Here is a 19,932-nt window from a genome sequence, read left to right on the forward strand (position 1 = left end):
CAAAGCGGGGTGATTTTGTCCTTCGGCCACTTTGCGAGGCGCCACGCAAGAACGCAATGTGGTCGTCGAGGGACGGATTGGCCTGTGGCAGCATGAGGTTAAAAAGGGGAGAAAGGGCATGGAAGAAAAGGATGAGGAGCTGCTGCCGCGCGAAAAACTGCTGCGCTATGGTGTCACCCTGTTAAAAGACGATGAACTATTGGCGCTCTTTTTACGTACCGGAACGCCCGGAAAAACGGTATTTACGCTGGCAAAAGAGCTGATAGCACATTTCGGTTCGCTGTACGGTTTATTGACCGCCGATCTGGCGCAGTTTAAGCACGTTGAGGGAATTGGCGTGGCGAAATATGCCCAGCTGAGGGGCATAGCTGAACTTGCCCGCCGTTTTTATAATGTCCGCATGGAGAAGGAAGATCCGATCCTGACGCCAGAAATGACGCGTGAATTCCTGCAAAGTCAGTTAACCGATATTGAACGCGAGATCTTTATGGTGATCTTTGTCGATAACAGAAATCGAGTGCTTAAACATAGCTGTCTCTTTGCGGGCACATTGAGCCACGTTGAGGTGCATCCGCGTGAAATTGTGCGGGAAGCGATAAAAGTGAATGCAGCGGGCGTGATCCTCGCGCATAATCACCCCTCTGGCTGTGCAGAACCGAGCAGAGCTGACAAAGAAATCACCGAGCGCATTATCAAATGCTGTCAATTCATGGACATTCGTGTGCTGGACCATCTGATAATTGGCCGCGGTGAGTACATTTCTTTCGCAGAACGTGGCTGGATTTAGGCTATTTCTCGCGATCCATCGGGATCTTTGTCTGTTCGGGACTTGAGCACACCGCCGAGTCAGCGTATACTACGCCACCTTTGAGAATCTCGGGTTTGGCATTTGGGCCTGGCAATCGAGAGTTCACTTAGAACTATGCGATGACCGGGCTGTAAAGCCTGACGAGGCGCCGATACCCCATACGAAGCTCGAGCTAATTTGATTTTTGGAGAATAGACATGTCCCGAGTCTGCCAAGTTACTGGCAAGCGTCCGGTGACCGGTAACAACCGTTCCCACGCACTGAACGCGACTAAACGCCGTTTCCTGCCGAACCTGCACTCTCACCGTTTCTGGGTTGAGAGCGAGAAGCGTTTTGTCACCCTGCGCGTATCTGCTAAAGGTATGCGTGTAATCGATAAGAAAGGCATCGATACAGTTCTGTCCGAACTGCGTGCCCGTGGCGAAAAGTACTAAGTACTTAAAGAGGAAATAAATCATGGCTAAAGGTATTCGCGAGAAAATCAAGCTGGTTTCTTCTGCTGGTACAGGTCACTTCTACACCACCACGAAGAACAAACGTACTAAGCCGGAAAAACTGGAATTGAAAAAATTCGATCCAGTTGTACGCCAGCACGTACTGTACAAAGAAGCTAAAATCAAATAATTTTAGTCTCCTTGTAACGAAAAACCCCGCAACTGCGGGGTTTTTTGCATTCTGTATCTCAACGGAGGAACCATGCCTGAATTACCTGAGGTAGAAACCAGCCGCCGCGGTATTGAGCCCCATCTGGTCGGCGCGACGATTCTTCACGCGGTGATCCGCAATGGACGTCTGCGCTGGCCGGTGTCCGATGAGATCCACGCGTTAAGTGACAAACCCGTCCTGAGCGTACAGCGTCGCGCGAAATACCTGCTGCTGGAGCTGCCCGACGGCTGGATCATTATCCACCTGGGGATGTCCGGAAGCCTGCGCATTCTTACCGAAGAACTGCCTGCGGAAAAGCACGACCACGTCGATCTGGTGATGAGCAACGGCAAAGTGCTCCGTTATACCGACCCACGGCGCTTTGGCGCGTGGCTGTGGACGAAAGAGCTGGAAGGGCATAACGTGCTCGCGCATCTGGGCCCTGAGCCGCTCTCAGACGCGTTTAACGCGGAATACCTGAAAGCGAAGTGCGCGAAAAAGAAAAGCCCGATTAAGCCGTGGCTGATGGATAACAAGCTGGTGGTCGGCGTGGGGAATATCTATGCCAGCGAATCGCTGTTTGCCGCCGGGATCCATCCCGATCGGCTAGCCTCTTCGCTGTCGGCGGAGGAGTGTGAGCTGCTGGTCCGCGTGATTAAAGCCGTATTGCTGCGCTCGATTGAACAGGGGGGAACAACGCTGAAGGACTTCCTGCAAAGTGACGGCAAGCCGGGCTATTTTGCCCAGGAGCTGCAGGTGTATGGCCGTAAAGGCGAACCGTGCAGAGTCTGCGGCACGCCAGTGATTGCCACGAAGCACGCCCAGCGCGCCACGTTCTACTGCCGTCAGTGCCAGAAATAGCGCTACTTGAGCTTTTCCATCAACGCCTGGTGGACGTTAACCGGCAGGAAATGGGTAACGTCCCCATGATGGCGCGCCACCTCTTTTACCAGCGTGGACGAGATAAACGACCACTCTTTGGAGGGCATCAGGAACACGCTTTCCAGCTCCGGCATCAGGTGGCGGTTCATGTGCGCCAGCTGCATCTCATACTCGAAGTCTGCTACCGCGCGTAAACCTCGGATCAGAATATTGGCCTGCTGAGCGCGGGCGAAGTTAGCCATCAGATCGCTAAACCCGACCACCTCAACATTCGGTAGGTGCGAAATGGCATCGGTGGCGAGCTGCACGCGCTCGTTGAGATCAAACATCGGCTTTTTGCTGGGGCTGGCGGCAATGGCCAGGATCACCTTATCGAACATGCTCGCCGCACGGGTGATGATATCAAGATGACCGTTGGTGATCGGATCGAAGGTACCCGGATAAATCGCTTTTGTGCTCATGGCTCACGTTTTCTCTGAGTAGCCGCGGCAGAGCGCCCACAGCTCGGTGTATTTGTTGAAAGTATACTGGGCATTTACTACCGCGAGTAACCAGCCCTGCTTACCGTCCAGCACGCCACCACGTAGCAGCAGCGTTTTCAGAAACGCGCCCAGCGTGTGGGTGAAGATACCCGTCAGCGAGGCCTTCTTGCCGCGCTGGTGACGCTCCTGCGCCCATGCGGTGGCATAGTTGAGCTGTTTACGCTGGAAGCTCGCGAAATCACGGCAGGTCAGATGCAGCAAATCGCCCCTCAGGGGGATGACCTGGGCGCTATCGCAGCTCAGGGATTCATGAACCAGATTGTCATTGTACTGATACCGCTCGCGCTCGTAGAGGCGCATGACGCGATCGGGATACCAGCCGCTGTGGCGCATAAAACGACCAAGGAAGTAGTTGCGGCGGGCAATGCTGTATACGGCGCCAGGCTGGGGCGAGGAAAGCACCGCCTGAATGGCCTGCTGAAGTTCTGGCGTAATGCGCTCGTCAGTATCGAGCATCAGGACATAATCACCTGTGGCATACCCCTGCGCGCGCTGGCGCTGGATGCCATAGCCCTGCCAGTCAACGTTGACAAAGACTTTTGCGCCCGCTGCCCGGGCAACGTCCACCGTGTTGTCCGTACTTCCGGAGTCAAGAATGACTATCTCGTCAGCCCAGGCAACCGACGCCAGGCAGTCCGGAAGCAGGTCGGCGGCGTTTTTGGCGATCATCACGACCGACAGACGCGTTGACATTAGTGGCTCCGCTGAGGCAGATAAGGTTGCAGAAGCTGCAGCAGACGGGTCAGTGCGCCCTGGTTCTGGTGCAGCACTTCGACGGCATGGCGGCCGTACCACAGGCGATAATCTTCGTCAGTCAGAAGGGTCGATACCTCTTTGACCACCGAATCCGCATCGGTCACGGTAATTAAACCATCGGCCTGCTGTAATTTCGCGCAGATGTCTTTAAAGTTAAACGTGTGCGGTCCCATCAGCACCGGAATGGCGTGGGCTGCCGGCTCCAGCGGATTATGGCCTCCGCGCTCGACCAGGCTACCACCGACAAACGCGAGGTCAGCAATGCCGTACAGCAGCATCAGCTCGCCCATCGTATCGCCAATCACCACCTGGGTGCTGCCGGAAGGGATTTCACCGCTGCTGCGCAGCGTGAAGCTGAAGCCGCCTTTCTGGACCATTTCACGGGCATCTTTAAAACGCTCCGGATGGCGAGGCACGAGGATCAGCAGTAAATCAGGGAATTTTTCCAGCAGCTTGCGGTGAGCCTGCAGGATGATCTCTTCTTCGCCATCATGGGTACTGGTTGCAATCCAGACCTGACGACGTGGGGCCCACTGGCGACGCAGCGTGATGGCGCGAGCGGCGAGTTCAGGGGTTACAGAAATATCAAATTTCAGGCTTCCCGTTACCGCAAGCTGGTTGCGTTTCAGGCCCAAAGAGATAAAGCGTGCTGCATCTTCTTCATTCTGCGCGGCAATCAGCGTGATCTTACTGAGCAGGCGGCGCATAAATTTACCCAGCTTGCCGTAACCTTTCGCCGAGCGCTCTGAGAGGCGCGCGTTGGCAATGACCAGCGGGATTTTACGGGCATGCAGGGCGGAAATCATGTTCGGCCACAGTTCGGTTTCCATCACGATCACCAGCTTCGGGCGCACGGTGTTGAGGAAACGATTCATGGCGCAGGGCAGATCGTAAGGCAGATAAACATGCTGCACGTCTTTACCGAAAGCGGATAACGCGCGCTCCGAGCCGGTTGGCGTCATCGTCGTGACGGTGATTGGCAGTGAAGGGTAGCGGTGACGCAGGGCGCGAACCAGCGGGATCGCCGCCAGCGTTTCACCAACAGAAACGGAATGCAGCAAAATACCGTCCGGTACGACTTTATTGCGGCAGAAGCCATAGCGTTCAGCCCAGCGTTTACGATACGCAGGCGCTTTCCGGCTACGAAGCAACAGTCTCAGCCACACCAGTGGCTGAATGATGTAGAGCAGAGCGGTATACAACAATTCCAAGCGATTATCCGTTTTTTTAGTTTCGGCGGGCAAATTCTAAGCATTTAGGCCAGGTAAAGCTATCTCTTATGCCAGATACCGTTTCAAACGGAAATAACGTCTACCCAGCCGCCAGCGCAGACGCGGACTTTTTGCACTTTTCCAGATGAGTTTCCAGATGCCTGTTTCGAAGAACTCTTTAATAATCATTGATTTCTTCTTCTCATCCTTCATGTTGTCGAAGGTGTGAATAATTCCCAGCCCCTCTTTGGCAATTTGCCAGTGGCAGGCAGGGATCCCTTTTACCTTATCCGGGTAACGCTGATTAATGGCGTCGAGCATCTGCAGGATTTTCATGTAGTGACGCGCGGAACGAATCAGCGTGTCGTCATTGTCCGGCATATGGGACACCGATGCAGAGTGAATGTAGTAGTCGTAATAACGTTCACTGGTGTACTGAACCCGCTCTGCCGCGAGCAGCACTTCGGTGGTCCACGGAATATCCTGATGGCGCAGGCCGGGTTCAAAATGGAAGCTGTGTTTACGGATAAAGTCGTGGCGATAGATGTTCAGCCAGGTGACGTGAAGGAATTTGCGAGAATCCAACGCCATTTTTAACCACGCAGGGCCAGCCATGACCCCTGTCGAAGCCAGTTTGTCTTCAGGAAAAATCGGGCGCGAGGGTTTCTTGTTATTCTCCCAGACGTAGTTCCCGTTACAGGTGGCGACATCCAGATCCTGCGTGACGGCCATATCCAGCAGGCGCTGGTACATGCCTGGTTTAAAGACATCATCAATATCCGGGAAAGAGAGATATTGACCCGTCGCAACGGCCAGACCGGTATTACGCGCGATGGATACACCCTGGTTTTGCTGTTCTATGACCTGCATCTGCGGCAGTTTTTCTCGCCATTTCTCGACGATCTCCATCGAGCGGTCAGTAGAGCCGTCATTAACAATGATGACTTCCATGCTGTCGATGCGTTGATGGACAAGGCAGGTAAAGAACTGATCCAGGAAAGCTTCACCGTTATAAACGGCAACCACCACGCTTAACAATGGGGCTGAATTTTGCATAAGAAACCTGATTATTTTTGATTGTCGACCAGAGCAATATATTGTTGGCAAATGGCATTGATACCGAACGACGCGATGGTTGCATCGCCAACGACCGGCGGGGTGGTATAAATATCCGCCAGCGTTTTTGCCAGTGACTCGTCATTTAACTCTGCCAGGCCGCGCGCTAAAGCCCCGGTAAGGATTTCGGCAGGGCCTCCTGGGCAATTTGTACTGACCGGTGGCGTCTGGCAGATAATGGCTTCGACCAGCACATTACCAAAACCTTCGCAGTCAGAACTTAACACTAAAAGGCGTGCCCCTTTAATCCAGGGATAGGGATTGGACTCGAACGGGCGGAAAACCGTTTTGTTTTCAATGCCCAAATCGCGGGCAAGCTGCTTGAGTTTTTGAATTTGAGCGTCAGATCCATTGCCCATCATGACCAGCGTTGTGTCAATTTTACTCAGAGCGAACGCACGTAAGAGACGGTCGTGGCGTTTGTGCTCATGGAAGCGGCCAACATGAATGATGTAATCCTTTCCCTGCATCTCGAAGGGCGCATCCGCCAGACGCTGAATTTCAGGAATATCGAAAGGATTATGGATAACCGCTTTGCGTCGAAGATTGAGTGCCAGCGTCTCGGAAAGATCGTTCAACACGGCGCCTGAGACGGCGACGACGTTGCGGTTTTCGTAGGTATGACGAATTTTAAGATGTTTAAACCAGCGCGAAAGCCCGCTGCGATGGCGAAGATAGGAGAACGAGAACATGCCATGCACGCAGAACCAAACTTTGTTACGTTCAAGGGCGCGGCAGTGCGCCACAATCCGGTCTGTTTTGTGCAGATGAGAGAACACCACATCAAATTTGCCGCTGCGTTCAGCCCGCTCAATAGCTTGATCCAGCAATTGGGCGCGGCGTGGAATTTCCGTCAGCTTTCGCCACGGTTTTTTACATGTGTCCTGAACAACCTGATAATCGATGCCCTCCGGGATGGCGTAGTCGCACACTTTCCGCAGAGAGAATAGAGAGACCTGATGCCCCATATCTATTAATCCGCGGGAGAGTGTAAGAACCGTTTTTTCAGCTCCTCCACCGGGTAAACCATCAATAATCATTAGGATGCGCATTTTTAATCCAGTAATTTTTGATAAAGCGTAATAAGCTGACTTGACAGTTTTTCGGGAGTGGCGTCTTTTACACGTTCACGTGCCGCTCGTCCCATATTGTTATTTTTTTCCAGTGAAGGGATAGCGGCTACCGCTTCCTTCAATGTACTGATATCAAGCGCGTCACAATAAAATCCGTTCTGGCCTTGTTGAATAAACTCTGCACCACCGCAACTCTCTGAAGTAATGACGGGCAAGCCGCAGGCCATCGCTTCAAGAATAACGTTAGGAAAGGGATCATACAGCGTTGGTAACAGTAAACCATCGGATAGCTGATAAAAAGGCAGAGTTTCTTTTTGCACCCCCAGGAAACGGATTTGCCCCTCGCAGCCTAACGAACGGGCGAGGTCGCGATAACGATTTTCTGCTTTATCTTGTCCAACCACAATCAGCCAGGCTGATGTTCCAGCAATAGCGCGTATGGCGCTCGCCAAGCCTTTTCGTTCAAACCCTGATCCTACAAAACAGAACACCACCGCATTGACCGGCAAACCAAATTGTTGGCGCAAAATCGCACGTTGCGCCGCCTGAGCCGGAATGAATCGGCTGGAATCAATAGAATTATAAATCACATGAATTTTATTTGCGTCAATATCAAAGTCTTCAACGATTTCGCGTTTGATCATCTCCGCATTACAAATTACGGCTTTTAACTCAGGTGCCTGATACATGTCCCGTTCCGCGCGCATCACGTAGCGGTGATAGCGGTCATACATCAGCATTTGCGCACGCCAGGCAGGTAAAATGCGCGCGCGCTGAAGCAGCCAGCGGCGATGCACTCCATCACCCGCGCGATAGATATCACAACCCGGGATGCGCTCATGGCTTTGAACAATATCAAACTGCTGTTGCTGCCACAGCGCGCGCGCGGCTTGTGCAAACCCGCGTTCTCGACTGATGCGGCCCCATTTTTGAGGGTTGCAAATGTGGATATGCCAGTCGTCTTGCTTCTCTCCCTGCCACTCACGCGTGATGACGTTGAGTTCAAGGTTCTGATTGCTCAATGCGGTGAGAGCTCGCGAAACGAAGCGCTCTGCCCCGCCATCAGGGCGATATTTTTGGCGAACAATGGCCAGACGATGGTTTTTCATGACAGATATCTCCTTGCAGCGGAGACGACTGCATCAACAGGAATGGCATCGAGATAGCGTTCTTTCGTTTTAGTATCAATGGCATCCGGATCGGGCAGCGGGCCGTAATCGCCGGCCCAGATCACTTCCCCTTTAACCTGCCACGGTGACCAGAATGTCAGTTTTGATGGACCAAACAATGCCACGCAGGGCGTTTGCAGCGCGGCGGCCATATGCATTGGAACGGAGTCAACGCCAATAAACAGAGAGGCATGATCGATAAGCGATGCCAGTTGACGCAGCGTCAACTGGCCTGCCAGCGAAACCACGCCGGTTTTGGGTGCGGCAGCGAGAATGCGATCGATCATCGCCAGCTCTTTTTTATCCGGCCCCGCGGTGAGCACAATCGTATGACCATCCTGCTGCAGAGCAGTCATGGTTTGCGCCATCTTGTCTTCGCTCCAGCATTTAAAGAACCAGCGGGACGTCGGTTGGATCACGATATAGCTGTCGCCCACACCTTTCTGCGTCAATCTTTGACGGGCATGATCCCAGTCTTCTTCGGTGTAGGCCATGGTTACGGCAGGCTGTGGCGCGATCGGCAATGGTGCCAAAATGGAGAGATTCTGTTCGACCGTATGCAGGGATTTATGGCCGTCGACAGAGACCAGATCGGTATGACAAAAACGCCAGAACGCACTATTGCGTTTGTTAAACGCAAATCCGAGGCGAACGGGGGCACCGGTGAAACGGGTAACGATCGCGCTACGCCATTGATCGGCAAGGTTAATTACCAGATGATAATGCTGATTTCTTAACGCACACAACAACTGCCACTCTTTTTGAAGATGCTTCAGCGTGCCCAGCTGTTTCCATTTGCGATCAATTCCATAAATTGTACCGATCGCTGGATGCGCGGCGAGCATATCGCGGGTTTCTTCATACAGCAGGACATCAATCTGCGCCTGCGGCCATTTTTGACGTAACGAATCAATGACGGGAGTGGTCAGCAACATGTCGCCATGATGGCGGAGTTTGATAAGTAAAATGCGCAAATCAGGTGTGTCAGGTAAGTTATTCATCATCATCTTATCGGCGTTGTACTGATGGCAATTCTAATAGACCTGTTAGCGACTTGCACTCTTTCTCCATAATCTCAGTAATTTCCCTGGAAGGGTTTACTCATGCTTTGGAGAGTGCGTAACATAGCGCTAACTTTCCTGTCTTGCGGACTCATTATGAACAAACCAGCGTTTATCATCACAATTGATACTGAGGGCGATAATCTCTGGCAAAATCACCGCGTCATTAAAACGGAAAATGCGCGCTATCTGGCGCGTTTCCAGACGCTTTGCGAGCGTTTCGGCTTTAAGCCCGTGTGGCTGACCAATTACGAGATGGCGATCGAGCCCGTTTTCATCGAATTCGCAAGGGACGCGATCGCCCGCGGTCAGGGGGAGGTGGGAATGCACCTCCACGCATGGAATAGCCCGCCGGAACACGATCTCACGGGAGATGACTGGCGCTGGCAGCCTTATCTGATTGAATTTTCCGATGAGATGATGCGCGAGAAAGTGCTGTTCATGACCCGACTGCTGGAAGAGACCTTCCAGACCAAAATGTTAAGCCACCGTGCCGGACGTTGGGCATTTGACAGTCGCTATGCAAAATTGCTCGTTGAACTGGGTTACCAGGTTGATTGCTCCGTGACGCCACGCGTGAACTGGCGCAATGCGAAAGGCGCCCCGCAGGGCAATGGCGGAACGGATTACCAGCATTTCCCCGACCACGCCTATTTCATGGACTTAGACAATATTTCCCGGGCAGGTAATAGCCCATTACTCGAAGTGCCGATGAGCATTCAGTATAAACACCCGGCGTGGTTGAACACGATCAAACAGGGTTACGATCGGCTTCGGGGTAAATACCGTTCCCCGTCCGTCAACTGGCTAAGACCGTCCGGTGGGAATGCGGCGCAAATGATTCAGGTCGCACAGGAATGTCTGTCGCAGGGAAATGAGTACGTGGAGTTTATGCTTCATTCGTCGGAATTTATGCCAGGCGGAAGTCCTACGTTTAAAGATGAGGCAGCGATAGAAGGGTTGTATCAGGATTTAGAAACGCTCTTTGGCTGGTTATCCGATAAGACGGTAGGGATGACGCTGGCGGAGTTTTATCAATACAAGAAAAAATAATGCCCGCGAGGCGGGCACTATCATTAACGCTGCCTGGTTTGCGAAAAAGGTGTACTCAGCGCAAACACGGTGACAAAGAAAATTAAGGCCTCTGAACTCAATAGTATGACGTCCGTCATGCCGTAGAGTAATAAAAGAAGCAGGGTCGTCAGCAGCAGACCATTTTTGTTTTTTAGTGCGTAAGCGAACATCGATATATAGGCAAAGAGTAATATCGCTAGCCCGGGGATCCCTTGCAGTGAATATTTTTCAATAAACTCATTGTGCAGATGCACTTTGATAAACTCGAGTGCGGCCGCAAGATGTGGATGCCCATTTTTCACATATTGCTGTGTCCATACTTCGCGGTCTTCAACTGATTGCCCTAAAGGATGGGCAAGTCCGTTTTGAATACCCACACTCCACATAGAGAAACGTGCGCCGAGCGAGGTTGCATCATTACCTTTTTGGTAATTTTCAACTTCAATTTGTGTTTGTTGTATCTTTGGTAAAATTAATGGCTTGTAGCTAACGACAACAATGCCCGCCACAATGCATAAGAAAATCAACGTTGATTTAAGATGTATTCTTCTGAAGTGGTAGAGCGTGAGTATAATCGCCAGGAGTAAATATAATCCCATTGCGGCACGCGTGCCCGTTAGAAGAATGACAAAGTAAGAGATTAAGATGATGAATCCTGCGGCTACATACAGTTTTATATTTTTCTGTAGATAAAGGCTATATACAAACGCCAGTGACAGTACAGAGTAAACATAGGCCGACACGGTTGAACGGTTTATGGCCATCTCGATACGCCCCATACCCTGCGATGCTTGCCATAAGCCATAGCCAGTAGCAAGAATAAACCCAGCACCAGAAGCGTATAAGAAATATTTCTGGAAGGATGCTTGATCAATGTAAGACTTAAACCGGTCAAGATAGAATATAAGGATACTCGCCAGAATCAATTTTTTACTTGCACCGAGATAATCGCTATAAACGTTCAAACCCTCGCTATGATACTCATACACCATATACCAGCTAAGATTAAGCAACCCGATTAATAAAATCGGCAATGCGATAGTAAAAGGGCGCACTGTGATCTTTTTATATTCGCAAGCTAAACCGATGATGCTGGCATAAATTGCAATATAGAAAAACTCGCGCTGCTTCCCTGAACTCAGCAGCGCTAGCGCAAGCGAAATAAGGCTCAATATCAGCGTAAGCTGATAAAGCCGCAGTTTTACTTTTTCCATAATGCCTCAATGACCCTTTTTTTGTAGCTGAAACGTACATCTCTGGAGAAGAAAAAAGAGAAAGAATAAAGAGCGTTTACCCGCTGCTTAACCAGTTTGAGTTGCTGGTCAGTCAGATGCTGGCGGTGGTTACTGTAAATATCAAACCAGTGACAATTCACAAGGTGTCTAAATGATGGCGGAAATGTGTTTTCCATCTGTAGTGTGCATTCAACCAGCATAGCGATTTTACTGGCGTCGAGTCGACTCGACAAACTGTCGCCACGTTTAATGTAATAATAGTGTCCCTGACGCTGATAAACTATTTTACTCGATTGCATCAGCATGCCGGGAAATACGGCGAAATCTTCATAGCAGATCATCCAAGGAATCGGGTTGCTTGCATACAATTTTCGATGCATGAATTGCCCGATGAGATGTGCCTGAAAATCTTTGTGCTGCAGGAACCGCTTTATTGCTTCATGCTGTGACAACGCAACAGGAGAGAAACCCTGCCAGTCGGCGGTAATTTTCTTAGTGTCGCGAATTTCCAGCAGGCGCGTCAGTAACATATCAGGGCGTTCTTTTTTGAGAAACTCCACGGCGTCCCTGATGCTGCTTGGTTTCAATCGGTCATCGCTATCCAGCATGGTAATATATTCACCTGAGGCCAGCGAGAGGGCACTGTTTCGAACATGACCTACGTTACGGTACTCAACGTATCGGGACTGGGCATTTGGAAACGCTGGCAGCCAGGCTTCAATAATATCCTGCGTTGAGTCATTGGAGCTGTCGTTAAAGATAATGATCTCTACATCGTTGCCCGCACCATCAATTGCGTTTTGCAGGCTTTCCAGGGTTGCGTGAAGCGTATCTTTAGCGTTATGCGCGGCAATAATGATGCTTAGAAAAGCCATAGTAATTATTTTCCCTGAGCATCAAAGGAGTATGCGGTTGCGTTAGTTGTTGATAACTCGCAAATAAAATGTTTGAGGTCACGTAGCGATTCTTCAGTTACAGCGAAGAGTTCTTCTCTGCTCTGTGAGAAGTAATACCGTGTTTCAAAAACGTATGAGCAAATGTTGTCATCATTTCCAATTAGCAACACGTTGCCCAGCGGACGCTGTTCATAGTGGCAACAAGGCCCGAACAATAGGATAACTGGCACTCCGACGGCATCGGCGATGTAAACATTCCCCGAGTCAGAGGCGATATAACAATCCATTTTAGAAATGGCCCACGGCAGCTCTTCAAGCGAGATTTTGCCAATCAGATTAATAAAGTTGGGCAGTTCACCATAAGCGCGGGTGATATCGTCCATCCACGATTGTTCATTTGGGGCGCCAAAAACATAAAATTCGCAAGGCAGGTCAGCGAGACGATCGGCAATTTGCTTCCAGATGACCGGCGGAACGGTTTTCGCTTTATTCCCGGCGGCTACGCTGATGCCAATGCGGATCACGCCGGGTTTATCGAGGATTGCCGGATAGGTTGCGGGTTTGTAAAGTGGCTTTGTGGCGTGCTTTGGCGAGTCTTGCCAGGTTAAGGTGCGATCGGCCAGCTTGAGATAATTCGTGACCGAAAGAGTCTTCTTACCATGTTCAACAATACCGTCTGCCGTGGCATAGAAAATACCGTGATACCATCTGCGCGTGTAAGTGCTTAAAAAATGTTTGTTTTTAGCATTACACACGGAGGCGAAAAAGAGATTTACGCTGTTAGGTTGCAGGAGATAGACATTGTCATAGCGATTCATGATCCGGCAGGCAAAGACCAGTTTTCGCCACAGGTTACGCTTATGCTGCTCGATGAAAAAAATTTCATCGATCGTCTCATCATGCTTCGCCAGCGCACCCACGTTACGACTGATGAGTACGTCGCTTTTTTGAAGGTATGCCAGAAGGGGCGTTGCATTAACAAAATCGCCGATTTTAGCTGTCTGAATGACCAGGTTTTTACCTGTCTCTTTGCGGAACAGCTTCCGGATAAGCTTTACCGGAAAAAGTAAAATCAGCAGAAATACGTAACTCATGCGTTAGATATCCCTGTTGGAAAGCCAACGGCTGCCCTGTAAAAATGAAAAAATAGCATCTGCGCTGATATCCTTCGTTTGCTGGGTCGGGCTGACCATCTGATGCTGGTTCTTACCGTAACCCCCGATCAATCCGGGATCGGTCGGACCAAAAATCGTAATATTCGGACGATCCAGCGCCGCGGTTAAATGGCTTAAACCGGTATCAACGGAAACAACAGCATTCGCCCCCGCCAGCTGTGCAGCAACCTGCGCCAGTGTGAGTTTCGGCAATACCTCGACGTGCGAAAATCCTGCAGCCAGACGCTCTGCACGCTGCCGCTCATGTTCAGCGCCCCAGGGCAGTTTAATATGGATGCCGGTAGGTTGCATTAGTTCAATCAGGCTTCGCCAGTGCGTTTCCGGCCAGTGTTTATCGTCGCGAGTTGTGGCATGCAGGAACACAAGATAAGGCTGAGCACAGGGATCTGTATTGCGCAAAAAGTGCTGTGCAATGGCGTAGTCGCCCTGGGTTTCCGGTTTGGCATAGCCCAGGCTTTTTGCGAAAAGCTCGCGGGTACGTTCGACGGCATGCTGTTGCTTTGCGATGTAGTGGCGGCGGTTATAGAACAGGCTCGCCAGCGGTTCGCGGGCGGTGTGCCAGTCCATGCCGTGCTTTATGCCGCGTGCCAGACGCGTCACCAGCGCAGCGCTTTTCACCAGCCCCTGGGCGTCGATGATAGCGTCGTAATGTTGTGCCTGCACCGCCTCACGGAAGGCTTTGCGTTCGGCTTTAATTGGCGCGGAGAACCACGCTTTGCGCCAGCGGCGAATCGCCACCGGGATCACGCGGTCAACCGCTTCATGCCAGGTGGGGATCTGCGCGAAACCTTCTTCCACTACCCAGTCAAAACGAATGCCGGGAATGGCCCGCATGGCATCCGTCAGTGACGGCAGCGTATGCAGAACATCGCCCATCGAAGAGGTTTTAACGATCAGTACCCGCATTCGTTATCCTTCTTCGCTCAGCAGCAGTTCGTTAAGTTCTTCGAGAACGCGCTCTGGGGTAATGTCGATCAGGCTCTGATGGTAGCCTTCTGCGGCATCGCCTTTGCGCACTTTGTGGTAGCCGGTGATCAGGCGAATGACGCGCGCTTTATGAGAAAGCGGGGGCGTGAAGTCCGGGCTACTTGGGCCATACAGCGCCACAAGCGGGCGGTTGAGCGCGGCAGCGACGTGCATCAGGCCAGAATCGTTACTTACTACAGCCTTACAGGCGGCAATCAGAATAACCGCCTGTTCAAGCTGCGTTTCTCCCGCCAGGTTGCGGCACCAGGCCTGCTGTTCATTACTCAGCGTCGCGAGAATTTCGTTGCCTGCCTCGTGGTCCTTTGCCGAGCCGAACAGGACAATCTGGTAGCCTTCGTCAATCAGCTGTTTCGCCAGCTCCGCATAATGATAGTGCGGCCAGCGTTTTGCCGGGCCGAACTCGGCGCCAGGGCAAAAGCCAATCATCGGGCGTTCAGACGAAAGACCAAACGCGTTACAGGTCTGGGATTTTTCACCGTCGTTAACCTGAAGCTGTGGCCAGAGCAGCGGCTGCGGCAGGTCTTTCGCACTGCGCATCACGCCTTTGTCATAGGCCAAAGCCACGTAGCGTTCCACCATCAGCGGCCAGGCCTCTTTATCCAGCACCCGTGCATCGTTCAGCAGGCCGTAGCGCATTTCGCCGCGCCAGCCGGTACGGTGCGGTATCCCCGCAAAAAAGGGCACCAGGGCGGATTTAAAGGAGTTTGGCAGGACATACGCCCGATCGTAGCGCTTCTCGCGCAGGCTATGACCGAGTTTGCGGCGTTCGCCGATTTCCAGCGCCCCGTGGCCAAGCGGCATCGGGATGGCTTCATTCACTTCCGGCATACGCGACAACAGAGGACGGCACCATGCAGGTGCCATCACGTCGATTATCGCCTGGGGATAGCGCGCCTTGAGCGTGCGATAGAGACTTTGCGACATCATCATGTCGCCCACCCATGACGGGCCGATCACCAGAATCTTCATACTTACGCGTCGCGGTTCAGCCAGGCCATATATTCCGTTACGCCTTCGGCAACGGTCTTGAACGGCTTGTCATAACCCGCTGCGCGCAGGTTAGTCAGATCGGCCTGCGTGAATGCCTGATAACGGCCTTTCAGCTTGTCAGGGAACGGAATGTACTCAATGCTGCCTTTTTTGTGATACGCCAGCGTGGCGTCAGCCACTGCCTGGAAGGACTCCGCGCGGCCGGTCCCCAGGTTGAAGATGCCGGATACGCCGTTTTCCCAGAACCACAGGTTCACTGCGGCAACGTCGCCTACGTAGACGAAATCACGCTTAAAGCCGTCACTGCCTTCGAACAGTTTCGGACTTTCGCCGTTATTCAGCTGGGTGTTCAGGTGGAACGCTACGCTTGCCATACTGCCTTTGTGGCCTTCGCGCGGTCCGTAGACGTTGAAGTAACGGAAGCCGACGATCTGCGAGTTCGCTTCTGGCAGAACCTGACGCACGTACTCGTCGAACAGAAACTTAGAATAACCGTAGACGTTCAGCGGCTGTTCATACTCGCGGGACTCGATGAAGTCTGAGGTGCGGCCGCCGTAGGTTGCAGCAGAGGAGGCGTACAGGAACGGAATTTCACGCTCCAGGCAGTAGTGCAGGATCTCTTTGGAGTACTGATAGTTGTTGTCCATCATGTACTTACCGTCCCACTCGGTGGTGGAAGAACACGCACCTTCGTGGAAGATGGCTTCGATCTCGCCGAACTCTTCGCCTGCCATAATCTGGATAAGGAAGTCTTCTTTATCCATGTAGTCAGCGATGTTCAGATCCACCAGGTTAACAAACTTGGTGCCGTCTTTCAGGTTGTCAACCACCAGGATGTCGGTGATGCCTTTGTCATTGAGAGCCTTAACAATATTGCTGCCGATAAAGCCCGCGCCGCCGGTAACGATGATCATAACTGTAACCTTTGAAGTGTGGAGCCCGGGGACAATCCCGGACGCTAATGTCTCTATCATATCATTAGTATGGCTGCCCTTCAGCCATTCACCTTCACAGCGCAGGGGTACGCGTGATTTATGCTGCAAAAACGACAAGAGATGACGTGTCATCTCGTCATGAACTATAGGTTTGGGTAATATGTCCCGAAATTTGCCGAGTCTGGAGAATTGCAATGCGTGGTGATTTTTACAAACAGTTAAACAGCGACCTCGACACCGCACGTGCGGAAGGGTTGTTCAAGGAAGAGCGTATTATCACGTCTGCCCAGCAGGCGGACATCACCGTTGCCGACGGCAGCCATGTGATCAACTTTTGTGCGAACAACTACTTAGGTCTCGCAAATCACCCTGAGCTGATTGCCGCTGCAAAAAACGGCATGGACACCCACGGTTTCGGCATGGCCTCCGTACGCTTTATCTGCGGTACGCAGGACAGCCACAAACAGCTTGAGCAAAAGCTGGCGAGCTTCCTCGGAATGGAAGACGCGATTCTTTACTCCTCCTGCTTTGACGCCAACGGCGGTCTGTTTGAGACCCTGCTCGGTGCAGAAGATGCGATTATCTCCGACGCCCTGAACCACGCTTCCATCATCGACGGCGTACGCCTGTGTAAAGCGAAGCGTTTCCGCTACGCCAACAACGATATGGTTGAGCTGGAAGCGCGCCTGAAAGAGGCTCGTGAAGCGGGTGCTCGCCACGTGCTGATCGCCACCGACGGCGTGTTCTCCATGGACGGCGTGATCGCCAACCTGAAGGGCGTGTGCGACCTGGCGGATAAATACGACGCGCTGGTGATGGTCGATGACTCTCATGCGGTCGGTTTTGTCGGCGAAAACGGCCGCGGTTCCCACGAATACTGTGACGTGATGGGCCGCGTGGACATCATCACCGGCACGCTGGGCAAAGCGCTCGGCGGCGCGTCCGGCGGCTATACCGCCGCGCGTAAAGAGGTGGTCGAGTGGCTGCGTCAGCGCTCCCGTCCGTATCTGTTCTCCAACTCCCTGGCGCCGGCGATTGTTGCCGCCTCCATTAAAGTGCTGGAGATGGTGGAGTCCGGCGCTGAGCTGCGCGACCGCCTGTGGTCCAACGCCCGTCTGTTCCGTGAAAAAATGAGCGCCGCAGGGTTTACCCTGGCCGGTGCCGACCATGCGATCATCCCGGTGATGCTCGGCGATGCGGTCGTCGCGCAGCAATTTGCCCGCGAACTGCAGAAAGAAGGGATTTACGTCACCGGGTTCTTCTTCCCGGTGGTGCCAAAAGGTCAGGCGCGTATCCGCACCCAGATGTCTGCGGCGCATACGCCTGAACAAATTGAACGTGCGGTAGAAGCCTTTACCCGCATTGGTAAACAGCTGGGCGTAATTGCCTGAGGACGTGTGATGAAAGCGTTATCCAAACTGAAAGCGGAAGAAGGGATTTGGATGACCGACGTGCCGGAGCCGGAAGTCGGTCATAACGATCTGCTGATCAAAATTCGTAAAACGGCCATCTGTGGTACTGACGTTCACATCTATAACTGGGACCAGTGGTCGCAGAAAACCATCCCGGTACCGATGGTTGTCGGTCACGAATATGTCGGCGAAGTGGTGGGTATCGGCCAGGAAGTAAAAGGCTTCAAAATTGGCGACCGCGTCTCCGGTGAAGGCCATATTACCTGCGGCCACTGCCGTAACTGCCGCGGCGGGCGTACTCACCTGTGCCGTAATACCATCGGCGTGGGCGTGAACCGTCCGGGCTGCTTCGCGGAATATCTGGTGATCCCGGCCTTTAACGCGTTCAAAATCCCGGACAATATTTCTGACGATCTGGCCTCCATCTTCGACCCGTTTGGCAATGCGGTGCACACGGCGCTCTCTTTCGACCTGGTTGGTGAAGACGTGCTGGTCTCCGGCGCGGGCCCAATTGGCATTATGGCGGCAGCCGTGGCGAAGCACGTGGGTGCGCGCAACGTTGTGATCACCGATGTAAACGAATACCGTCTGTCGCTGGCGCGCAAAATGGGCGTCACCCGTGCGGTGGATGTCTCGAAAGAGAGCCTGAGCGACGTGATGGAAGAGCTGGGCATGACCGAGGGCTTTGACGTGGGTCTGGAGATGTCCGGCGCGCCACCGGCGTTTCGCACCATGCTCGACACCATGAACCACGGCGGTCGTATTGCGATGCTGGGTATTCCGCCATCGGATATGTCTATCGACTGGAACAAGGTCATCTTCAAGGGGCTGTTCATTAAGGGCATCTATGGCCGCGAAATGTTCGAGACCTGGTACAAGATGGCGGCGCTGATCCAGTCCGGTCTGGATCTGTCCCCGATTATCACGCACCGTTTCTCCATCGATGAGTTCCAGCAGGGCTTTGACGCGATGCGTTCCGGCCAGTCAGGGAAAGTGATCCTGAGCTGGGATAAGTAATCAAAAAGGGGCCTGAGGCCCCTTTTTTTATTGATTCTTTTTCTCTTCGTCCGTCAGGTAGCGCACCTTGCGGGTGTAGTCCTGACCTTTGAACAGCAGTTTGTTATCCGGTGATTCAAGATACTTTTGCCATTCTGAGAGAGGGAAACCGCCGTGCGCGCCAATCACCTCTTTCGGGACTACGGCTTCCTGCCCGCCGATCTTCTTGGAGACCGGCCAGTTCATCCAGTCACCCAGGTTAACCGTTTTTAAATCCAGCATGTCCAGCAGCGCGGCGAGCGGCAGCTGATCGGTCGGCGGCTGCGTGTCGTCCATCAGTTCCCAGGTATCCTGGAACAGCGTCAGCCACAGCGGGCAGATACGGCGCCAGGTTTTTTTAGTTGCCGCAAGAAACGCGCCGTTAACATGATCGACCAGATAAGGGCGCACCGTCTCCTTGTAATACGCCGGCACTTTCTCCGCAGGCGCACCGTCCAGCTTGGCAATCATTTTACCCTGACGGAAGCTGGAGTAGATGTGCATATCGGCCATGTTGATCTCTGGCATCTTCAGCAAATTGAGATCGGAATCGATCATCAATATCCCTTCACCGCGAGCCTGTAGCGGGGCGTTAAGCTTCACCAGACGGCTGAGGTAGATCTGCTTATAGCGGTAACTTTCCTCACGAACGGGAAGGTTAAGCGTCACTACGCGGGTTTTAGGCGGCAGTATCCCAAAGGCAGATTCGGGTTGATCGCTGACGATGACGATTTCGCTCACCCCGGTGGCATAACGTTCCGCGAAGGTGGCAGAGAGTAATGCTTCTTCGACGAAATCTGCGCCGGTACACGGAATCACAATAGAGTCCACCGCAGCAAGCGCGCCCGTCATGGGAAGAGAGCTGTAAGGAATGTTGTGTCGCCCGGTGATATGACGATAGCGAGCATTAAGAAATTTAAACATAGTTAT

21 protein-coding genes are annotated in these 19,932 nt (G+C 52.5%); 7 read left to right on the forward strand and 14 right to left on the reverse strand.

What is annotated here, in order from left to right; genetic code table 11:
- Positions 1-118 precede the first annotated feature (118 nt).
- The 4 genes from radC (at position 119) to mutM (ending at position 2,314) form a co-directional block, all read left to right on the forward strand.
- Positions 119-787, forward strand: coding sequence for a RadC family protein (gene radC, locus LRM19_RS13440; RefSeq protein ID WP_248175463.1), 669 nt, complete (start codon positions 119-121; stop codon positions 785-787).
- A 218-nt stretch (positions 788-1,005) separates the two neighbouring features.
- Positions 1,006-1,242 (forward strand): 50S ribosomal protein L28, encoded by a 237-nt coding sequence (rpmB, locus tag LRM19_RS13445; RefSeq protein WP_002436699.1) that lies wholly within the window; start codon positions 1,006-1,008, stop codon positions 1,240-1,242.
- A 22-nt stretch (positions 1,243-1,264) separates the two neighbouring features.
- Positions 1,265-1,432, forward strand: a complete 168-nt coding sequence (gene rpmG, locus LRM19_RS13450; RefSeq protein WP_003024094.1) for a 50S ribosomal protein L33 — start codon at positions 1,265-1,267, stop codon at positions 1,430-1,432.
- 72 nt (positions 1,433-1,504) lie between these two features.
- Positions 1,505-2,314 (forward strand): bifunctional DNA-formamidopyrimidine glycosylase/DNA-(apurinic or apyrimidinic site) lyase, encoded by an 810-nt coding sequence (mutM, locus tag LRM19_RS13455; RefSeq protein WP_111964297.1) that lies wholly within the window; start codon positions 1,505-1,507, stop codon positions 2,312-2,314.
- Positions 2,315-2,316: 2 nt separating this feature from the next.
- On the opposite strand, the gene coaD is transcribed toward mutM, so the two are convergent.
- The 7 genes from coaD to rfaQ form a co-directional block, all read right to left on the reverse strand.
- Positions 2,317-2,796 carry a pantetheine-phosphate adenylyltransferase gene (coaD, locus tag LRM19_RS13460; protein WP_111964298.1) on the reverse strand — a complete coding sequence of 160 codons (480 nt, stop codon included), beginning with the start codon at positions 2,794-2,796 and terminating at the stop codon, positions 2,317-2,319.
- 3 nt (positions 2,797-2,799) lie between these two features.
- A complete protein-coding gene (locus LRM19_RS13465; protein WP_271369140.1) occupies positions 2,800-3,570 on the reverse strand; it encodes a glycosyltransferase family 2 protein in 771 nt (256 codons plus the stop codon).
- Positions 3,570-4,844, reverse strand: a complete 1,275-nt coding sequence (waaA, locus tag LRM19_RS13470) for a lipid IV(A) 3-deoxy-D-manno-octulosonic acid transferase (protein ID WP_029740803.1) — start codon at positions 4,842-4,844, stop codon at positions 3,570-3,572. The genes LRM19_RS13465 and waaA overlap by 1 nt, the downstream gene beginning before the upstream one ends.
- A 66-nt stretch (positions 4,845-4,910) precedes the next feature.
- Positions 4,911-5,900, reverse strand: coding sequence for a glycosyltransferase (locus tag LRM19_RS13475; protein ID WP_143344487.1), 990 nt, complete (start codon positions 5,898-5,900; stop codon positions 4,911-4,913).
- 11 nt (positions 5,901-5,911) lie between these two features.
- A complete protein-coding gene (locus LRM19_RS13480) occupies positions 5,912-7,012 on the reverse strand; it encodes a glycosyltransferase (RefSeq protein WP_271369141.1) in 1,101 nt (366 codons plus the stop codon).
- Between the two features lie 2 nt (positions 7,013-7,014).
- Positions 7,015-8,142, reverse strand: coding sequence for a glycosyltransferase family 4 protein (locus tag LRM19_RS13485; RefSeq protein ID WP_127729119.1), 1,128 nt, complete (start codon positions 8,140-8,142; stop codon positions 7,015-7,017).
- Positions 8,139-9,209 carry a putative lipopolysaccharide heptosyltransferase III gene (gene rfaQ / locus LRM19_RS13490; protein WP_115876707.1) on the reverse strand — a complete coding sequence of 357 codons (1,071 nt, stop codon included), beginning with the start codon at positions 9,207-9,209 and terminating at the stop codon, positions 8,139-8,141. Before rfaQ ends, LRM19_RS13485 begins: the two co-directional genes overlap by 4 nt.
- 150 nt (positions 9,210-9,359) lie before the next feature.
- Here rfaQ and LRM19_RS13495 point away from each other — a divergent pair, with 150 nt between their 5' ends.
- Positions 9,360-10,316, forward strand: a complete 957-nt coding sequence (locus tag LRM19_RS13495) for a polysaccharide deacetylase family protein (protein ID WP_127729123.1) — start codon at positions 9,360-9,362, stop codon at positions 10,314-10,316.
- A gap of 23 nt (positions 10,317-10,339) precedes the next feature.
- Here the strand turns inward: LRM19_RS13495 and LRM19_RS13500 are convergent, their stop codons facing one another.
- Genes LRM19_RS13500 through rfaD form a run of 6 tightly spaced genes read right to left on the reverse strand, consistent with a single transcriptional unit; the run spans position 10,340 to position 16,534 of the window.
- Positions 10,340-11,551 carry an O-antigen ligase family protein gene (locus LRM19_RS13500; protein ID WP_271369142.1) on the reverse strand — a complete coding sequence of 404 codons (1,212 nt, stop codon included), beginning with the start codon at positions 11,549-11,551 and terminating at the stop codon, positions 10,340-10,342.
- Positions 11,539-12,447 (reverse strand): glycosyltransferase family 2 protein, encoded by a 909-nt coding sequence (locus LRM19_RS13505; RefSeq protein WP_271369143.1) that lies wholly within the window; start codon positions 12,445-12,447, stop codon positions 11,539-11,541. The genes LRM19_RS13500 and LRM19_RS13505 overlap by 13 nt, the downstream gene beginning before the upstream one ends.
- A 5-nt stretch (positions 12,448-12,452) precedes the next feature.
- Positions 12,453-13,562, reverse strand: coding sequence for a glycosyltransferase family 9 protein (locus LRM19_RS13510; RefSeq protein ID WP_271369144.1), 1,110 nt, complete (start codon positions 13,560-13,562; stop codon positions 12,453-12,455).
- Positions 13,563-13,565: 3 nt separating this feature from the next.
- A complete protein-coding gene (gene rfaC / locus LRM19_RS13515; protein ID WP_115876702.1) occupies positions 13,566-14,549 on the reverse strand; it encodes a lipopolysaccharide heptosyltransferase RfaC in 984 nt (327 codons plus the stop codon).
- A 3-nt stretch (positions 14,550-14,552) separates the two neighbouring features.
- On the reverse strand, positions 14,553-15,599 hold the full coding sequence (gene rfaF, locus LRM19_RS13520) for an ADP-heptose--LPS heptosyltransferase RfaF (RefSeq protein ID WP_032661897.1): 1,047 nt from the start codon (positions 15,597-15,599) through the stop codon (positions 14,553-14,555).
- A gap of 2 nt (positions 15,600-15,601) precedes the next feature.
- Positions 15,602-16,534: an ADP-glyceromanno-heptose 6-epimerase gene (gene rfaD, locus LRM19_RS13525; RefSeq protein WP_008502707.1), complete on the reverse strand. Its 933-nt coding sequence runs from the start codon at positions 16,532-16,534 to the stop codon at positions 15,602-15,604.
- A 215-nt stretch (positions 16,535-16,749) separates the two neighbouring features.
- On the opposite strand from rfaD, the gene kbl reads away from it, so the two are divergent.
- Together kbl and tdh are read left to right on the forward strand one after the other, a co-directional pair.
- The gene (gene kbl / locus LRM19_RS13530) at positions 16,750-17,946 is read left to right on the forward strand and encodes a glycine C-acetyltransferase (protein WP_024906617.1); all 1,197 of its coding nucleotides are present in this window, start codon (positions 16,750-16,752) and stop codon (positions 17,944-17,946) included.
- A gap of 9 nt (positions 17,947-17,955) precedes the next feature.
- On the forward strand, positions 17,956-18,984 hold the full coding sequence (gene tdh / locus LRM19_RS13535; protein ID WP_111964308.1) for an L-threonine 3-dehydrogenase: 1,029 nt from the start codon (positions 17,956-17,958) through the stop codon (positions 18,982-18,984).
- 27 nt (positions 18,985-19,011) lie between these two features.
- Here the strand turns inward: tdh and LRM19_RS13540 are convergent, their stop codons facing one another.
- Positions 19,012-19,926 carry a hypothetical protein gene (locus LRM19_RS13540; RefSeq protein ID WP_115876699.1) on the reverse strand — a complete coding sequence of 305 codons (915 nt, stop codon included), beginning with the start codon at positions 19,924-19,926 and terminating at the stop codon, positions 19,012-19,014.
- Between the last annotated feature and the right edge of the window lie 6 nt (positions 19,927-19,932).

Origin of the sequence: Enterobacter sp. PI-10 (genome assembly GCF_027947695.1) — a bacterium.
In the GTDB taxonomy this organism is placed as follows: Bacteria; Pseudomonadota; Gammaproteobacteria; order Enterobacterales; family Enterobacteriaceae; genus Enterobacter; species Enterobacter vonholyi.